This window comes from Pseudoalteromonas sp. BZB3 (genome assembly GCF_040104455.1).
In the GTDB taxonomy this organism is placed as follows: domain Bacteria; phylum Pseudomonadota; class Gammaproteobacteria; order Enterobacterales; family Alteromonadaceae; genus Pseudoalteromonas.
Map to the genome: position 1 here is coordinate 99,397 of NZ_JBECOS010000004.1, position 16,278 is coordinate 115,674.

17 protein-coding genes and 1 pseudogene are annotated in these 16,278 nt (G+C 42.1%); 7 read left to right on the top strand and 11 right to left on the bottom strand.

What is annotated here, in order from left to right; genetic code table 11:
* Positions 1–30: 30 nt before the first annotated feature.
* Entirely contained in the window at positions 31–1,233 is a 1,203-nt protein-coding gene (gene mtnK / locus ABMY35_RS04670; RefSeq protein ID WP_349285225.1) for an S-methyl-5-thioribose kinase, read from the bottom strand.
* A 119-nt stretch (positions 1,234–1,352) separates the two neighbouring features.
* On the opposite strand from mtnK, the gene mtnA reads away from it, so the two are divergent.
* On the top strand, positions 1,353–2,375 hold the full coding sequence (gene mtnA, locus ABMY35_RS04675; RefSeq protein ID WP_349285226.1) for an S-methyl-5-thioribose-1-phosphate isomerase: 1,023 nt from the start codon (positions 1,353–1,355) through the stop codon (positions 2,373–2,375).
* Between the two features lie 88 nt (positions 2,376–2,463).
* On the opposite strand, the gene ABMY35_RS04680 is transcribed toward mtnA, so the two are convergent.
* From ABMY35_RS04680 to ABMY35_RS04690, 3 genes are read right to left on the bottom strand one after another with little or no spacing between them, the layout of a single operon-like run.
* Complete coding sequence (locus ABMY35_RS04680; RefSeq protein WP_349285227.1) at positions 2,464–3,006, bottom strand: acireductone dioxygenase; 543 nt, start codon at positions 3,004–3,006, stop codon at positions 2,464–2,466.
* On the bottom strand, positions 3,003–3,689 hold the full coding sequence (gene mtnC / locus ABMY35_RS04685) for an acireductone synthase (RefSeq protein WP_349285228.1): 687 nt from the start codon (positions 3,687–3,689) through the stop codon (positions 3,003–3,005). Before mtnC ends, ABMY35_RS04680 begins: the two co-directional genes overlap by 4 nt.
* Positions 3,686–4,300 (bottom strand): methylthioribulose 1-phosphate dehydratase, encoded by a 615-nt coding sequence (locus ABMY35_RS04690; protein WP_349285229.1) that lies wholly within the window; start codon positions 4,298–4,300, stop codon positions 3,686–3,688. Before ABMY35_RS04690 ends, mtnC begins: the two co-directional genes overlap by 4 nt.
* A gap of 145 nt (positions 4,301–4,445) precedes the next feature.
* On the opposite strand from ABMY35_RS04690, the gene ABMY35_RS04695 reads away from it, so the two are divergent.
* Together ABMY35_RS04695 and ABMY35_RS04700 are read left to right on the top strand one after the other, a co-directional pair.
* The gene (locus ABMY35_RS04695) at positions 4,446–5,540 is read left to right on the top strand and encodes a methionine aminotransferase (protein WP_349285250.1); all 1,095 of its coding nucleotides are present in this window, start codon (positions 4,446–4,448) and stop codon (positions 5,538–5,540) included.
* Positions 5,528–6,316, top strand: coding sequence for an amidohydrolase (locus ABMY35_RS04700; protein ID WP_349285230.1), 789 nt, complete (start codon positions 5,528–5,530; stop codon positions 6,314–6,316). Before ABMY35_RS04695 ends, ABMY35_RS04700 begins: the two co-directional genes overlap by 13 nt.
* Positions 6,317–6,435: 119 nt before the next feature.
* On the opposite strand, the gene ABMY35_RS04705 is transcribed toward ABMY35_RS04700, so the two are convergent.
* Positions 6,436–6,909, bottom strand: a complete 474-nt coding sequence (locus tag ABMY35_RS04705) for a peroxiredoxin (protein WP_349285231.1) — start codon at positions 6,907–6,909, stop codon at positions 6,436–6,438.
* Between the two features lie 189 nt (positions 6,910–7,098).
* On the opposite strand from ABMY35_RS04705, the gene ABMY35_RS04710 reads away from it, so the two are divergent.
* A complete protein-coding gene (locus ABMY35_RS04710; protein WP_349285232.1) occupies positions 7,099–7,503 on the top strand; it encodes a hypothetical protein in 405 nt (134 codons plus the stop codon).
* 295 nt (positions 7,504–7,798) lie between these two features.
* On the opposite strand, the gene ABMY35_RS04715 is transcribed toward ABMY35_RS04710, so the two are convergent.
* The 5 genes and pseudogenes from ABMY35_RS04715 to ABMY35_RS04735 form a co-directional block, all read right to left on the bottom strand.
* Positions 7,799–8,515, bottom strand: coding sequence for a helix-turn-helix transcriptional regulator (locus ABMY35_RS04715; RefSeq protein ID WP_349285233.1), 717 nt, complete (start codon positions 8,513–8,515; stop codon positions 7,799–7,801).
* A 112-nt stretch (positions 8,516–8,627) separates the two neighbouring features.
* Positions 8,628–9,725 carry an NAD(P)/FAD-dependent oxidoreductase gene (locus ABMY35_RS04720; protein WP_349285234.1) on the bottom strand — a complete coding sequence of 366 codons (1,098 nt, stop codon included), beginning with the start codon at positions 9,723–9,725 and terminating at the stop codon, positions 8,628–8,630.
* A 63-nt stretch (positions 9,726–9,788) separates the two neighbouring features.
* Positions 9,789–10,007, bottom strand: a pseudogene (locus tag ABMY35_RS04725) (hypothetical protein).
* Between the two features lie 402 nt (positions 10,008–10,409).
* On the bottom strand, positions 10,410–10,865 hold the full coding sequence (locus ABMY35_RS04730; RefSeq protein WP_349285235.1) for a PaaI family thioesterase: 456 nt from the start codon (positions 10,863–10,865) through the stop codon (positions 10,410–10,412).
* A 27-nt stretch (positions 10,866–10,892) separates the two neighbouring features.
* On the bottom strand, positions 10,893–11,258 hold the full coding sequence (locus ABMY35_RS04735) for an RNA-binding S4 domain-containing protein (protein WP_349285236.1): 366 nt from the start codon (positions 11,256–11,258) through the stop codon (positions 10,893–10,895).
* 170 nt (positions 11,259–11,428) lie between these two features.
* On the opposite strand from ABMY35_RS04735, the gene ABMY35_RS04740 reads away from it, so the two are divergent.
* Together ABMY35_RS04740 and ABMY35_RS04745 are read left to right on the top strand one after the other, a co-directional pair.
* Positions 11,429–11,704, top strand: coding sequence for a hypothetical protein (locus ABMY35_RS04740; RefSeq protein WP_349285237.1), 276 nt, complete (start codon positions 11,429–11,431; stop codon positions 11,702–11,704).
* Positions 11,705–11,799: 95 nt separating this feature from the next.
* Entirely contained in the window at positions 11,800–12,486 is a 687-nt protein-coding gene (locus ABMY35_RS04745) for a hypothetical protein (protein ID WP_349285238.1), read from the top strand.
* Here the strand turns inward: ABMY35_RS04745 and ABMY35_RS04750 are convergent.
* Positions 12,483–13,433 (bottom strand): extracellular solute-binding protein, encoded by a 951-nt coding sequence (locus tag ABMY35_RS04750; RefSeq protein ID WP_349285239.1) that lies wholly within the window; start codon positions 13,431–13,433, stop codon positions 12,483–12,485. The two genes, ABMY35_RS04745 and ABMY35_RS04750, sit on opposite strands and share 4 nt — an antisense overlap.
* 173 nt (positions 13,434–13,606) lie before the next feature.
* Here ABMY35_RS04750 and ABMY35_RS04755 point away from each other — a divergent pair, with 173 nt between their 5' ends.
* Complete coding sequence (locus ABMY35_RS04755; protein WP_349285240.1) at positions 13,607–16,237, top strand: EAL domain-containing protein; 2,631 nt, start codon at positions 13,607–13,609, stop codon at positions 16,235–16,237.
* Positions 16,238–16,278: the final 41 nt, after the last annotated feature.

Sequence of the window (16,278 nt, forward strand, 5' to 3'; positions counted from 1 at the left end):
GTCTTTGTGTATCACATACCGAGCTAAATTCTACTGGACCAAGCTCACAATCAGCTGGTAAGCCGACTCTTTGTTTTCACATTCTTCAGCATGCAAAATTAATTGCTCACCGAGTAATAAGGTTTGCTTTTGTACTTGCAGGCGCGCGCTGTCATCTTCAATAGCATCAATATCTACTATATGAGCAAGACCTATTGTTCTGCGAATTAATTCAGTGCCTGCGTAACCTAACGCGTCTTGAAGAATTTGCTCTACAAACTGTTGTGCATAACCTTGTGCTTGTAGTGCTAAATCACGGGTATGTTGCGCTGCTAATGTTAGCCAAATGCTTTCAAAATCATTTAAACACTGTTGTATTTGAGTCAATAGATAAGACTGTATTTGACGGCGCTTAGGAGTTTCTTTAATTCGAGTATTTTGCGCGCAGTAGTTAAGTAATAGGTTACCGATGAATGAGCCTAAGTCGAAACCAATTGGGCCGAAAAAGCCAAATTCTGGGTCGATTAATTTGGTACTGTTCTGATCGACAAAAATACTGCCTGTATGCACATCACCATGTAATAAACTTTGTGGAGCAGAGAAGAATAAACTCTTTAACTGTGCAACTTGGCGAAGTAATTGAGGGTTTTGTTGTAAACGTTGCACATCGGTTTCTAACTCAACTGGGTAGTTATTGCGTTCAGACACTCGATAAGGGTCATCAAAGAACAAGTCTTCTGTGATCGAACATAGCTCAGGGTTTGTAAATTCTTGGACTAACGATTTTTTCTCCGCAGGCTTTAAATAGAAATCGGAGTAATAAAAACTGCTTGTTGCTAAATAAGTGGCCACATCAGCCCCAAGTTTTGGATAGGATTTTGCAAGATTTAATTCGCTGCGCAAAATAGCCATATGACCCAAATCTTCAAGCACAGTAACTGCAAGATTATCGTTGGTGTGCAGTACTTTAGCGGTATGTTGCTCGCACACTAACCCATGCTTTTTCAGAACGGATGCTTCAATACGCGCTCTATCTAGGGTTAACGGCCAAGATTCACCCACACAGCGGGCATAGGGTAAAGCTTGCTTAAGAATAATGCTGTTGCCATTTTGATCCGCAATGCGAAATACCAAATTTAAATTACCATCGCCAAACTCGTTACAAGTGAGTTGTGCGTTTGGTTCAAAAAACTCGCCAAGCTGCTCGATATAACTCAGGGCTTGTGCGTTATCAAAAGCAATATAGTCAGCCATACTCTTTTATCACAGTGAAGAACATAATTGCGGCATTCTATATTTTTAAATGTTTAGATGTCTATACTTCTTTGTTTCTTTATGTAAAATCTAGCGGTTATCATTTTGGAGTGACTTACATGCAAAATTTGCTGGCGCGCAGCCTAAAATATCAAGATGGAAAACTATATGTTTTAGATCAGTACCTTCTGCCGCATGAGCAACATTGGCACCTGTGCAATAGTGTGTCTGAGATGCAAACATTAATTCTGTCGTTAAAAGTGCGCGGCGCGCCTTTAATTGGCTTGGCAGCCACTTTGTTGGTGGCACATTTGGCTGAGCAAGGCATGAGCCAAACTGATTTAGCCCAAGCGATCGATGAGTTAGAAGCCACGAGACCGACGGCTGTTAACTTAATGCACTGTATGAAACAGATGCGTGAAGCCCTCAAGCAAACAGCGTTTGTCGATGCGTTAGTCACAGCAGCTGAGCGTTTATTTAACGAAGATGTTGCGCTATGTGATGCAATGGCGAAACTGGGCGCTGAGCTTGTGAAACCCGGTGAGCAAATTTTAACCCATTGTAATACTGGAGCTTTGGCGACAGCAGGTGTTGGCACAGCACTTGGGGTGATCTATCACGCGCATCAACAGCATGGTGATATTCATGTTTGGGTTGATGAAACCAGACCCTTATTACAAGGTGGTCGTCTAACCACATTTGAGCTTGAAAGCTGGCAAATTCCATACACCTTAATTTGTGACAATATGGCAGCTAGCCTAATGGCGGCAGGCAAGGTAGATAAAATCTTTGTTGGTGCAGATCGCATTGCTGCAAACGGTGACTTTGCCAATAAAGTGGGGACTTACAACTTGGCGGTATCAGCGCACTTCCATGGCGTCGAGTTTTATGTCGTTGCGCCTACAACCACCCTAGATGTTGATTGCCCTGATGGTCAGCATATCCCTATTGAGCAACGTGCTGCGGCAGAGGTAACAGGGGTCAGTGGTAGCTTTGGAGATTGCCAGTGGGCGCCAAGCAATGCACAAGTATTCAACCCTGCATTTGATGTCACCCCTGCAAAGCTCGTAACGGGTTGGGTGCTCAATACTGGTGTATATGATCAGGCCCAAGTGGCAGCGGGGGCATTGAGAAATTTATAAGTCTAAATACAGGCAGTGCCACAAAGTAAAAAAGAGAGCGGTGTGATCAACATCAGTTCTCTTTTTTATACAATTTCAGAGGAAGAGTTTAATCTAAAATAGGAAATTGTGTGGCAATGTCGTTGTTGGTGCTTTGTGCAACCCAACCCGCTTCGTTATTGAAAAAACGAATGGCGGTAAACTCAGGGGCGCTGCCCATATCGAACCAATGTTGAGTGTTTGCTGGTACAGAAATTAAATCACCTTGCTGGCATAACACTTGATAAACGCGCTCGTTTAAATGCAAACAAAATAGCCCCTGACCTTTCACAAAGAAGCGTACTTCATCTTCGCTGTGAGTATGCTCGAATAAAAACTTTTGTCTTAATTCGGCAGCATTAGGGTTGCCTTTGGCCAACGAGATAACGTCTACGGTTTGGTAGCTACCATCTTGTTGTACGCGAGCAATGTCATCCGCGTAGGCTGAAATAATATCTTCTTGTGTACTTTCGGCTGCAATTTCGGCATTTGCTTGCCATTGCTCGAATAACACGCCAGCCTTGTTTAACTCGGTTTGAATGGCTTTAAAGTCTGCGCTTTGGAAGATTGCTTGCGCAGGCTCATCATGACGGTAGATAGTTAAATTACTCATACAAATAACGCTTCATTAAATTGTGTAAAATCTTCGATAAATGGGTGTGTTTCGCTACGGGTTTGGTCATCGCGCCACAGCTGTAAGGTACGCATACCCGCAGCTTTGGCCGCGTCTAATTCTGCTAACACATCGCTTAAAAATACCACTTCATTGGCCGAAAAAGGGAGCTGCGCCAAGATATTTTCATAAGACGCTTGCTCTTTTTTACCACCGACTTTGGTGTCGTAATAGCCACTGAATAACGGACGAATATCGCCAAAATCAGAGTGTTCAAATAACAAGTGTTGTGCTTTTACTGAACCCGATGAATACACATACAACTCACGGCCAGCGGCTTTTTGCTCAGCAAGAAACTGTTGTGCGTCTGGGTAGATGTGGCCGGTAAAGTCAGCTTGTTGGTAACCTGTTTGCCAGATCAAACCTTGCAGTTGTTTAAGTGGCGTGATTTTTTTATCTTCGGCTATCCAACCAAGTAGGGCATCAATGACTGTGCTTAATGGCGCGTCAGGCTGCGCGATTTCGGCTTTTACCGCCTGTATTTGCTCTGCGACTTCTGGCTTGTCTTGGTTTTGCTCGACAAATTGCGCAAGGTGCTGAGCAGCATACGGGAACAGAATGTCTTTCACAAATGAGATACGAGTAATGGTGCCTTCAATATCGGTGATGATGGCTTTGATCATAGAGCTGACTCCAATTTAATGCGTTCTAATTCACAGGCGAATAAAAACTCTAGCCCTTCAATATGGCGACGGGTTTCTGCCACACTGTTACCCATGGCATATAAACCATGACCACGGATCAACACGCCATGGACTACAGGCTCAGATTGATGGTGCTGTGCAACAAGCTCCGCCAGTCTGTCGATGTCTTGGTCATTGTCGAAAATGGCAATCTTTAATGTGCTTTCGTGACTGCTAATACCGCGTAACGATTTTTGCATCTCATAGCCTTGTATATACAAGGAGTCACCTTTAATAAAGCGTGATAGCACAGTGGCCGCTACTGAGTGAGTGTGCAATACGCATTCAGTATCAGGTTGAAGTTGATACAGTTTTAAATGTAGAGCTGTTTCAGCCGAAGGCTTACCATTACCGGAGGTGATCTCGCCTTGTTGATTAAGTTCTAAGAAATGCTCAGGTGCTAAGTGGCCTTTATCGTAACCACTGGCTGTCACAACAAAGCCTGTTTCTGTTTTAATTGAGAAGTTTCCACCTGTCGCGGGTACCCAGCCTTTTTGGCTTACCCAACGACCGGCTTCTATCAGTGCGCTTTTTGCGGCATTATTCTGCATAATAAAGAATCTCAAAAATAATTTTAGACGGCTATACATCTATTTTTGGCAATGATAGCATCGCTCGTGCGAAAGCACCATCAACAAAAAAGGGGCCCTTGTGCAAAGTAAATTACCTAATTTAGGCGTGAGTATATTCTCGCAAATGACTGGTTTGGCTAATCAGTATCAAGCACTTAATTTATCTCAGGGTTTTCCTGAATTTGATGCTCCGACACTGTTAAAAGAGCGACTGGCGCATTACAGTCAAAGTGGTTTTAACCAATATGCGCCATCGAGTGGTGTACCTGCTTTGCAACAGCAAATTGCGCAGTTGGTTGAACGCAAGTATGACCTGACGGTGAATGCAGAGCACTCTGTTACAGTGACATCGGGTGCAACCGAAGCCTTATATGTGGCTATTCAGACATTAGTTAGCCCTGAAGACGAAGTGATTGTATTCGATCCTGCTTATGACTCTTATAAGCCAGCGATTGAGTTAGCGGGTGGTAAAACCGTGCATATCGCGCTTACTGCGCCAGATTATAAAATTGATTGGCAGCAAGTGGCTGAGGCAGTTACAGATAAAACCAAAGCCATTATTATCAACACCCCACATAACCCAAGCACTAAGACGTTCAAGCAAGCTGACATTAAGGCGTTAAAACATTTACTTGAACAGCATGACTTATATTTGATCAGTGATGAAGTGTATGAACACATTTGCTTCGATGGGCAAGCGCATTTAAGTGCTTTACGTGATGAGCGTTTATTTGCCCGCAGTTTTGTGGTGTCGAGTTTTGGTAAAACATTCCACTGTACAGGTTGGAAAATGGGGTACTGTGTTGCGCCTGCGGCATTGATGACAGAATTTCGTAAAATCCACCAGTATGTCAACTTCTCGAGTTTTACGCCAGCACAGTTGGCTATCGCCGATGCGATGGCACAGCAGCCTGAGCACATTGACGAGTTAAGCGCGTTTTATCAGCAAAAGCGCGACCTGTTAATCGAAGCGCTCGCACAGAGTCGCTTTAAAATTTTGCCAAGCGAAGGTACTTATTTTTTATTGTTAGATTACAGTGATATTTCCGAGTTAGACGATATGGCGTTTTGCGAATACCTTGTCAAAGACGTGGGCGTTGCCGCGATCCCATTGAGTGTATTCTATAACCAAACACCAAACGATAAAGTGATCCGTTTGTGTTTTGCCAAAGAAGACTCAACATTGATTGCTGCTGCGGAGAAATTATGTCAACTATAAACTCAGAAAATTTAAAAGTTGCCTTAGTGCAAAGCGATATTGTTTGGTTACAGCCGCAGCAAAATCTAGACAACCTAACGATGCAATTGCAGCACATTGAGCCGGTTGATTTAATTCTTTTACCTGAAACCTTTGCCACAGGGTTTGCGATTAACTTAGCTTCTGCAGAAGCTGAGCAAGGGCCTGTTTTTAACTGGATGCAAACGCAAGCCACTGCACACAATGCGGTGGTTGCTGGCTCTGTACTGGTTGAGCAACAAGGCAAGAAAGCCAATCGCTTTTATTGGTGCAGGCCTGATGGCTGCTTTGAGTTTTACGATAAGCGCCATTTATTTTGCCTAGGCAAAGAAGGTGACTATGTACGTGCAGGTAATAGCCGCAAAGTCTTCACAATTAATGGTTTTAGATTGTTACCGCAGATTTGTTATGACTTACGCTTCCCAGTGTTTCAGCGTAACCGTAACGACTATGATGTGATGGTTAATGTCGCCAACTGGCCAGCGGCGCGCCGTCGTATTTGGGATACCTTGCTACAAGCACGTGCTATTGAAAACCAATGTTATGTGTTAGCCAGTAACCGTGTAGGTAATGATGGTAATGGCGTTGCGCATAATGGAGGAACGGCAGCCTATGACTTTGTTGGTGAAACTTTGGCTCAGGGTGAAGATAACAAGCCTGGAGTTGTGATCACTGAGCTCAACAAAGAGAAACTTGAGCAATTTAGAAAAAGCTTTCCTGCTCATTTAGATGCGGATGATTTCTCGATTAATTTTTAGATATTAACCAGCTAATTAACCAAAGCTCTGGTTAATCAAATAAAAATGGGCGCGTGAATACTTGCCCATTTTTGTTACACTTTCTTTTCTACTTCAAAGCGTATTATTGAGGATTGGTATTAAAGTTTTTCTAAGATAGATTCCGCTTTTGATACTTCAAATTCACCTGCCGCTTCTACTGCAAGCTCAGTCACTACGCCATTGTCAATGATCATGGCATAACGCTGTGAGCGCACACCGCCAAAACTGCCTGTTTCTTTATCTAGACCAATGGCTTTAGTGAATGCCGCATCGCCATCACCTAGCATCATTAATTCGCTGGCATTATGTGCTTCACCCCAAGCTTTCATTACAAATGCATCGTTAACTGACACACAGGCAATAATATCAACGCCTTTTGCTTTGATTTGATCAGCAAGCACAACATAACCAGGTAGATGAGCGGCAGAGCAGGTTGGTGTGAAAGCGCCTGGTACAGCAAATAACACAACTTTTTTATCTGCAAACAATTCAGACACTTGGTGATTTTTCATGCCGTCAGTAGTCAGTTCGGTTAGCACAACATTCGGTAGGGCTTGACCTTGTTCGATCATGATATCTTCTCTCAATGTAATTAGTTTACAGAGTGTAGCTTTAAAATTGATAGATAAACACCGAGAAAGAGTAAGGTTTATCTAGTGTTTAATTAATGTAAATAAAGTGTTTATTTTTGCTTTTCTTGATGGTAGGTTATTCCCTGCTCATTATTGAGCGAAATTAAAATATTAATAAGGACAATTAAAATGAAAAAACTAATCGCTTTGATGGCGCTTGTTGCAGGCCTATTCTCAGTTAACTCTTACGCTAACTCTGTATCATGCTATGTAGATACAATGAAGTACGATAACTATACGCAAAACCGTTGTTGGGGCTCTGAGTCAAACCCGCAGTTCTCACCTAAAGTTGCTTTTAAGGTGAATACTTCTAAGGAAGTTGCTCGAGTAGATTGGAAGTTCAGTGGTATTTATAACCGTTCAAGTGCGAGTAAGTGTAAGGGCACGACATGCGTTGTAGATGTATACAAAATCGAAGAAGGCTACATGACAGCATGTGTAGATAAAATCTACTATAAAGATTACACATGGGCTGATGTAAACTGGTGCGCCGATGCTGAGTATATGTATTCACGTTCAGGTATTTGGAACTGATTCATTTCTCAGATAATGAAATATCAAGTGCCATAACAATGGCACTTGTATTAGGTCTACAACTTATTTAATGCATGCACCATTGCTTCGGCGACAGCCTTAGATGACTAAAAGTTAGTACCAGTTATTATCCTTTTATCAACCTTCACATAAGATTGATTGCGTTAACCATACTTAAATGCGCCACCTCTTTGCTTTATGAGTGTTTCGATTTTAAAAGGAAACTCTTGGTAGTAAGCAGCTTCAGTTCTTTCAAGAGCAATAGGGTAATCGTTTCTTTAAATAAGTATAAAAATTAACGGCTTTGACGCGAAAGCTTAGGCTCGATAATAAGTAGCACTAAGCCAGCAATTGTGCTCAGTAAGCCGAAGAATTGCATTAGTACATTGCCTATGCGGGTCTGCTCTCTTTCGGATGAAACAACCTGTCTATGTAATCTTCGGTTATCGCCATCTGAAGTTGTAAATTGCCTCCCTTGATAGGTATAAGTGAGTATAATCTTAATAGATTCTCTTTGATGCATTTCTCGTTTTTTAATTTCTCTTTGTTCAGGAGTGTCGGTAAATTGATGCCAGACAGAGAAAATATCTTCAGGCTCGCCTGCTAGTACAACGCCTTCAGAGCGATATTCATATAAACGTTCAGGTAAGAGAATTTTTTGAAAACCGATATAAAAGACTGCAGAACCTAGGGCAATTAAAAGCATGGCGCTATAAAGTAATTTACGCTGCTTATGCTCAGAGGTAACTTGTTGTGAGGCGTACCAGCTATCTAGGTCGGGGATCTGTCTTAGCGACGCCATATTACCTTTGTCTTTTAAACCCGACATAAATGCATCGACATCCATTGATAGCGCACTGAGCAGCTGTCTAAAAACCTCATTAGAGGGAGTAGATTTATCATTTTCAAGTTTTGATAAGTAACTTTGCTCTACCAGCATACGTTCAGCAAGCTGCGGCTGGCTTAATTCCATATCTGTACGCAGCTGTTTAATATATTGTCCGAGTGTCATAACCGATTCCTGTTGTTGGGGTAATTGACGCCTTATTCTTGGTAATTCATCCATAAATACCAACATGAATATTTAGGAATGTTTATGAATATTAAGCTTTTTTATTTTAATTTTAGGTTTGCAGCACGTTTTTGACATGTTTTGCAATGGCCATGCTGGCTGTGAGTCCGGGGGATTCAATACCAAATAAATTCACTAGGCCCGCCATACCATGTTGCAGCTCGGTTTGAATGACGAAATCTTGTTGGCCGCTTACAGTGAGTTTAGGGCGAATGCCTGCATAGTCACAGTGTAGCTTGGTTTCGTCTAAGTTGGGCCAGTAGCGTTTTATCGCCGATACAAATTTGGCTTTTTGTGTCGCGTCAGTTTGATAATTCAGGCTATTGATAAATTCGGTATCAGGGCCAAACTTGAGTTGATTAGCCATATCTAGGGTCGCGTGGATCCCAAGGCCATGTTGTTCAGGTATGGGATAAATAAGGTGCTTGAATGGGTGTTTACCCTGATAGGTAAAGTATTGGCCACGGCAGTAATGCAGCTCAGGAATTAAAGTGTGATTGACCCCTTCAATGTGCCGCGCAACATCTTGTGCAAATAGCCCTGCTGTATTGATTAAGTGTTTACAATGTAACTGTATTTCTTCGCCATCACAGTACAAAGAAACCACAAACCCAGTTTCATCAGGTACGGCTTTCACAAAGCGTGTGTTTGCAACATATAGACTCTGATTTTGCTCAATCTGTGTGATGAAAGAGTTCATCAACTGATGACTATCAATAATGCCTGTAGAAGGCGAGTAGAGTGCTTCGCTGAAGTGAAGGTCTGGCGCATAGTGGTGCTGTGCTTGTTTAGAAAGCCAGACTAAATCGTCAACGCCATTGTTAAGTGCTTGTAGGCGTATGGCTTCGAGCTTCTCTGCTTCATCATGGTTTTGTGCAATTAATACTTTACCTATAGGTTTGACGGGTACATGAAATGCTTGGCAGTGTTTATAAAGGTGTACTTTACCTTGAACACAGAGCGACGCTTTGAAACTTTCGATGGGGTAATAAATACCAGCGTGGATGACTTCGCTATTACGGCTCGATGTATGCTCACCAAAGTGGGTGTTTTGCTCAATCACTAATACATTTTGTGATTGACTGAGTTCAGCTCCGATTGCTAAACCAATGACCCCCGCGCCAATTACTAAGGTTTCTACTTTATCCAAAACATCATGCTCTTAACTTAATGTGCTGTGAGTTTAACAAGCAGTTAGGCATGCTGTCAGCGATTAGTGCTCTTCATTTTTCATTAGCAATATCGTCAGATAAATCTTAGTCGGTAATGAGCTAATTAAGCCAATTGCAATGCAAGCTGCGCCTATAATGAAGCCTAGTGGGCCCATATGTGCGAGTCATTTTTTACTGATAATAAAGTGGCCTGTCACGATGAGGATTAAACCAATCACGATGAAGACTTTTAGCAGTTTTATTTGTTCTTTAGCGGTCACAACTGGGCTCCAAATACATATTTCACTCAGGAGATACTTAGAGCCTAACTTGTAAAAACTTAGTGCGCGATAAACTACTCTGTCTATTGTTGTGCTAAATCAAATAAAGATTATTAAACAAGTCATGTGTTGCTGAAATGGCTAAATGACGCTTTAAATGACCTGAGCTTTGGTTAAGAGGTTTACTTACGTATTAATATTTAACTTATAAGTTCTTTTTCAAGTCTGCAGCCGGAGACTTTTAGCGATAACACCGCTCACGCGTCCTGCTATCGCCAAGGTACCTACATCCATATAGGCAAGGCGAATTTACTCGTCAATAGCTGGCCTATTGCAAATAAATTCAACGCAGTTAACGTTGAAAGTAGCCGCTGAAGATAGATTTATTATCCAGAGCTCAGGTTAAATAGGCAATTTGTTTGCTCGCTCAATAACTGCCGCTGTCATACGTGATATACAGCACAACTCGCCTTTTGCATTGGTGATTTTAACTTCCCATACTGAGGTACTCTTACCCAAATGCAGCGGTTTCGCTATGGCTGTTAAGGTCCCGTTGCGCGACGCCTTAAGGTGATTGGCGTTGATTTCTTGGCCGACACAATAAAATTGTTCAAAATCGACGGCAAAATTAGCGGCGTAACTGGCAACGGTTTCTGCAAGGGCGACATTTGCACCGCCATGCACCATACCGATTGGGTTATGATGACCGGCTGTTGCAGGCATGGTGGCAACTAGGTAGTCATCACCAATTTCAGAAATTTCGATCCCTAAGGTTTTCATAAGGGAGCCTTTGCCATGTAAATCCGCATCGAGTTTTTGGCATAGCTCAAGTGTGATTGGATGATACCAAATGGCCATCTTAACTTGCCTGTTTATTTAGGGGTGTTAACCAAAAGAGATAGGACGGCGACCTGTATCGCTGTCTTTTTTGTTTTTACGGCTACGACTACGTTTGCGTTTAGTTGGGGCTTCTTCTGTTGGCGGCGTAGGCTCTGTCTTGACTGCAGGAGTAACATCCTCAGCTAAGGTCAGTAAAAAATCTTCACCATTAAAGTGTAGGCTGTCACCTGAGTACATTTTTTTTCGTTTAACTGTGCATAGCTCCATGTTAACGCCTACGTAGCCATCAGCGATCAACTGTTTTGCTTGCCCGCCGGTTTCGGCTAAATCTAGTACTTTGAGTAGGTTACATAGTTCTATAGGTTCTTCTTCTAGTTCAATTTCAATGTATTCAGGTTCGTATTCAGACATGGCGTTTATCTTCAAAATCATCTTTGCGACAGTATAACGCTTAGCTGGGGTGAATGACGAAACTTTTTCGCGAGCCATTTGGTCTTAAGTTTTATTGCGCTTGTCATTTTTCTGCAGCAAATAACAGGTAACTTGCGCATCGCTTTTAAACGATTAGGAGTATGGTGAGCATGGGTGTAAGAAGTCAGCTAAGACGTGAATTAATGAACCTAGATGCTAACGGGCTAATGACCGCAGAGGATGTAAGGGTGCATTTGATGAAGTCTAAAGCGCTCGTGCGTCAAACCGGCCTAAGTTTGGTGGCACGATTTAATGCCCATCACAATAAAGTGTTGGCAGGGTTACCAAGTCATGAAAAGGGTCTGGAGCATCAACAGCATAAATTGTTTAAAGAAGTCTTATATCCGCGTAACTCAGTTCAGACTTGGCTTTCAAAGGTACATTAACCTAAATAATTGTTAGGGCGGTTAAGTCGCAGCAATTGACAGCATAGAGGCATGTTATGTAGGCTGGTCTAAAAAATAGGCATGGAGCCAGTCCATTGAATTTTAAACACCTTTCTACTTCTATTATTGGTTTGTTGATGCTTTCGGCCTGCCAACAGCCAGTTGTACATATCTATCATGAAGGTTTATCTGATACACAGCGATTTCAATTAAAGCAACAGTTTGATCAGCAGCAAATTAACTATGAATTTACTGAGTTAGCTACACCTGATAAATACAACACGCCACACTTACTGTATTTTCCGGGTGATGTAACAGAGGCTTATATTCAAAATGTTGAGCGGATTGTCAGAGGTTTGGGCTTCGATAGGTTTGATAGCCAGGTATTTAGTCATACAGGGCATTATTATACAAAAGGTAATCTAGGCCTCTATTTTCCGAGTGCTTACTCGGAGCGGGTATTGCCTGAATTGCTGTTTGCCCATAACTGTGGTGATCAAGACTTTCAAGTTAATATCAAAACAAACGGGCAATGGACGGCGATGAACAGTCCAGTTGATATAAAAGGCCTAAAGTTAGAGTGGGAGTTTAGCGAGCCATTTTTGACGCTCAGAAGACACTTTGATGATGGCACATATCAACAGCAGGCCTATCAAGCTAAACAGCATCAAGTGAGAACATTGCAGGGCTACAAACCTGCGGTGACCTATGAGGTATTAGGACACCGCACCTATTCGTTTAGTTTATTTAATTGTGACCTGCAGGCGATATTTGCTGACTAATGTTTTGCCAATAATTTATTGGCATCAGCTAAGCGCAGCAGGCCTTGTTTTATGGCTGATAGATTGGGCTTAAAAGGCACATGGCTGGCCATCATGCCATTCAATACAGGGAATTCATGTAAGCTTTGTGCATAAATTTCTTGGGCTTTTTGCGTTAGTAAGAAAGCGATAAATAGCTCCGCGTTTTGTTTGTTCGGGGCGTGTTTAGCAATGGCTGCCGAAGTGGTAGAAACGGGCGTGAGGCCGTCTTCAGTTTGTAAGAAGTGAATACTGAGCTTTTTCGCTAGCATTTGGTCTCGCTTGTTATCGGCGCGCTTCATCATGTGCCAATAGTAATGGTTGGCGAAGGCCAGTTTGCAATGCCCCTGAGCCAGGGCGCGTAATTGATCCCGATCTCCACCGCTTGGTCGTTTAGCTAACAATTTATTACCGAGCTTTAACCAGTCACTGTCATTTTTATTGTCTGTTGTCAGAAGAGCTGCGGCTAAGGTTGCATTGTAGTTATGTTGCCAATCTCGAATACACAAGGCGCTTTTATAATCTGCTTGCTTTAATTGTGCAAATGAATTTGGGATCGGTTGTGATGTTTGCTCTGACAGGCTAAATAATGCACGGGTGCGCATTGATATGCTGACCCAGTAACCGTTTTCATCATACAGTGCACTGGAAACATTTTGCCATGCTTGCCTGTTTTCTATGGGTTGTAATAAATCCTTATGATTGTGAAGTTGTGCTAGATCTGAGCTCAAAATCACATCGGCTTGAGACGCTTCACCATCCTGTTTTAAACGAGCAAGCAATCGATTTGATTTACCATTGACTAGGTTCACCTTGATACCGGACTCGGCTTCAAACTGGGTCAAAACGGGTTTGATTAATTCATATTTCCTAAATGAATAAATATTAATTTCTGGAGATTGAGCGTGTACAGCTGTTGTTTGTCCCATAAAAAGGGATGAAATTAAAAGAAAGCTTTTCATTACTGCAAATAAGAATTATTATCGGTACCATATAGGATACAGTGCTTTTTTATACAATGTCTATAGTGACCCGATTTATTTCTTTTCTCCGTTCACCGCTTCAGTCCGGGACAATTTATTGTGGACTCTTTATCTCTTTAATGGCCTATGTTGGTGCTGTCGTAAATGAGTATTACCATAAACAAGAAGCGCAAAGTGCTGATTTACAGCTCGTTCAATACGAGTATCAACTTAACTCTAAGCTGGACCAATTAGGCCACCTTATTTATGCCATAGATGCGTTTTTACCAGCGACATCAACGCAATCTTTGTTTCACCAAGTTGCACATTCGCAGTTATCTAATAGTGAACTGCCGATTAGCTTAGAGGTGTATCATGCTATTACAGCATCAGATGTAGAAGGGCTTGAAAAGTTATATCAAGAAAATGGCTCTTTTGATTTTAGAGTGCAAGTACCAGATTTAGCCTCACCGGAAGATAGTTTCTTTACTATCGTAAATGCTGCCCCTTTAGCTGATTATGGACATACACTAGGTGAAAGCTGTGCGATGAAAGAAGCGTTTAATCATATGCTGTTTGATACGCAAACCTTGCAAACGCTTAGTTGGCAAGACGGCAATAAGTGGAGTTTGATCTTACCTCGTCCTCAGGAGTTTGGGTTGCAAACAGCCATTGGTTTAAGTTTTGAGTTATCGCTATTGCTTGAAGGTTTATTTAGCCAAGTGTATCAAAATACTCAACAGCACCTGAGAGTATTAGCTGATGAGCGTGTGGTGTTTAACAGCGATTGGCAAGATACTTACCAACTCGCTGATTTAGTGCCTAAAGTGTCTAGAGATATTGATTTTAATGGACGCACTCTCACTTTACAGCTTTATACAAAGAAGCAGTTGAATCCCAATTTCCTAACGAGTAGGCAACTCATTATTATTGGTTTTGTTTTTGTTGCCAGTATTTGCGGGATCTTAGTATGGCTTCAACTGAGAGCACTTGCCAACCGGAATCAAACCATCAATAACCTAGTCATAGAGCGCACCGCCAGTTTAGATCAAGCGAACCAAAAAGTGTTACGAGAATCAGACAAGCGCTTACAAGCACTACAGCAGCAAGTGGTGGCAGAACGAAAATATAAAAGTTTGTTTATGAACAGCCGAGAAGGGTTATTTGTACTCAATCATCGAGGTCAGATAATCGAAGCCAATCCTGCCTTTAAGCAGCTGCTCGTGGGTGAGTCAGCATCCTTAGAGGGGGCCGCGCTGGAAGACTTTATACTTGATGAAGAAGTCAAAGCTTTATGGCAGCAAGTGGTTGTAGATAAACAACAGCATAAAGAGTTAGATTGGTTAGCACGCAGTGATCAACATGGTACGATTTGGCTAAGACAGAGCGGACATTGGTTATATCACCCTGATGCCGTACTGTACGAAGGCAGGATCACCGATATCACTCAAGATAAACTATTTAATGAGCAGCTTAAGTATAAAGCGCGTCATGACAGTTTGACCGACTTGCTAAATCGTTTGGCTTTTTTGAAGTTGGTAGATGAAGCCAGAGAAAGTAGAGGAAAAACCTTCATCCTACTTTATATCGACTTGGATCGGTTCAAACTCATAAACGATACCTTAGGTCACTTAGCGGGTGATAAATTGCTGGTGGAGTTTGCGGGTCGTATGCAGCTATTACTCGGCAGTTTTGCTGATATTGCTCGTCTTGGTGGTGATGAGTTTGCTGTGTTATTTGATTTAGAAAACTTAGAAAGACCGCTCGAAGGCATACTTGAAGATATGTTGTCTGAGATCCGTAAGCCATTTACTTATAAACAGCATACCCATAGCGTAAGCGGCAGTATCGGTGTGCGCACATTCACAACACCTTGTACTAATGTCAAAGCTGAAAAGCTGTTACATGATGCTGATGTAGCTATGTATGAAGCTAAACAACGTGGTAAGAATGCGTTTCATATCTACACCCGAGATATTGCATGTCAGGCAGCACGTAAGAATGAGATTGAGCGTGCACTTCAAGATATCAATCTAGATCAAGAGTTGACTCTTAATTTTCAGCCAATCTTTTGCCAGTATGGCAAAGTGTTAAAAGGCTTCGAAGCTTTGTTAAGATGGCAAAGTCCAAGTTTGGGCTTTGTGAGCCCTGCAGAGTTCATTCCGATTGCGGAAGAGTGCGCCAAAATCACTATGTTAGGTCAATGGGTGTTTGCAAAAGCCATGGCGTTTATGAAGCAACATAGTGGCAGCAATATTTTTATGAGTGTGAATGTTTCGCCGTTACAGTTACAGAGTCCGCAATTTATGGCTTGGTTGACCCAGCAATTCACTCACTCAGCATTGCAGCCTGAGGAGTTTAAAATTGAATTAACTGAGTCTGCGATGATGGCAACCGAAGATAATCTTGTTGAGCCGCTCGAAGTTCTGCATGAGCAAGGGTTTGGTATTTATATTGACGACTTTGGCACGGGTTACTCAAGCTTGGCGCGCTTAAATCATTTACCTGTCGATGGTCTAAAAATAGATAGGGCGTTTATCGAAGGGATAGAAAGTGGCGAAAAACCGAGGCAATTAATAGAAGCCATTTGTGCAATCGCAAAAAGTTTTAATTTGGTTGTGACTGCAGAAGGTATTGAACAATCCGAGCAGCTAGATGTGTTGGTGCAACTACACTGTCAACAAACCCAAGGATACTATATGAGTCGCCCATTGAATATAGATGATGCTAGTTCATTGTGCGCTCAGCAAAGATTAGCCATAGTCAGTTAAACTGGGCATTCAATTTAGGCTGATATATATTGCGATGCAAA

Bases quoted from the DNA above. Each gene is read 5' to 3' on its own strand.
- mtnC (WP_349285228.1), bottom strand. From the start codon at position 3,689: ATGATCAAAGCCATCATCACCGATATTGAAGGCACCATTACTCGTATC.
- ABMY35_RS04695 (WP_349285250.1), top strand. From the start codon at position 4,446: ATGACTGGTTTGGCTAATCAGTATCAAGCACTTAATTTATCTCAGGGT.
- ABMY35_RS04700 (WP_349285230.1), top strand. From the start codon at position 5,528: ATGTCAACTATAAACTCAGAAAATTTAAAAGTTGCCTTAGTGCAAAGC.
- ABMY35_RS04730 (WP_349285235.1), bottom strand. From the start codon at position 10,865: ATGGCCATTTGGTATCATCCAATCACACTTGAGCTATGCCAAAAACTC.
- ABMY35_RS04690 (WP_349285229.1), bottom strand. From the start codon at position 4,300: ATGCAGAATAATGCCGCAAAAAGCGCACTGATAGAAGCCGGTCGTTGG.
- ABMY35_RS04750 (WP_349285239.1), bottom strand. From the start codon at position 13,433: ATGGGACAAACAACAGCTGTACACGCTCAATCTCCAGAAATTAATATT.
- mtnA (WP_349285226.1), top strand. From the start codon at position 1,353: ATGCAAAATTTGCTGGCGCGCAGCCTAAAATATCAAGATGGAAAACTA.
- ABMY35_RS04735 (WP_349285236.1), bottom strand. From the start codon at position 11,258: ATGTCTGAATACGAACCTGAATACATTGAAATTGAACTAGAAGAAGAA.
- ABMY35_RS04680 (WP_349285227.1), bottom strand. From the start codon at position 3,006: ATGAGTAATTTAACTATCTACCGTCATGATGAGCCTGCGCAAGCAATC.
- mtnK (WP_349285225.1), bottom strand. From the start codon at position 1,233: ATGGCTGACTATATTGCTTTTGATAACGCACAAGCCCTGAGTTATATC.
- ABMY35_RS04740 (WP_349285237.1), top strand. From the start codon at position 11,429: ATGGGTGTAAGAAGTCAGCTAAGACGTGAATTAATGAACCTAGATGCT.
- ABMY35_RS04715 (WP_349285233.1), bottom strand. From the start codon at position 8,515: ATGACACTCGGACAATATATTAAACAGCTGCGTACAGATATGGAATTA.
- ABMY35_RS04755 (WP_349285240.1), top strand. From the start codon at position 13,607: ATGGCCTATGTTGGTGCTGTCGTAAATGAGTATTACCATAAACAAGAA.
- ABMY35_RS04710 (WP_349285232.1), top strand. From the start codon at position 7,099: ATGAAAAAACTAATCGCTTTGATGGCGCTTGTTGCAGGCCTATTCTCA.
- ABMY35_RS04705 (WP_349285231.1), bottom strand. From the start codon at position 6,909: ATGATCGAACAAGGTCAAGCCCTACCGAATGTTGTGCTAACCGAACTG.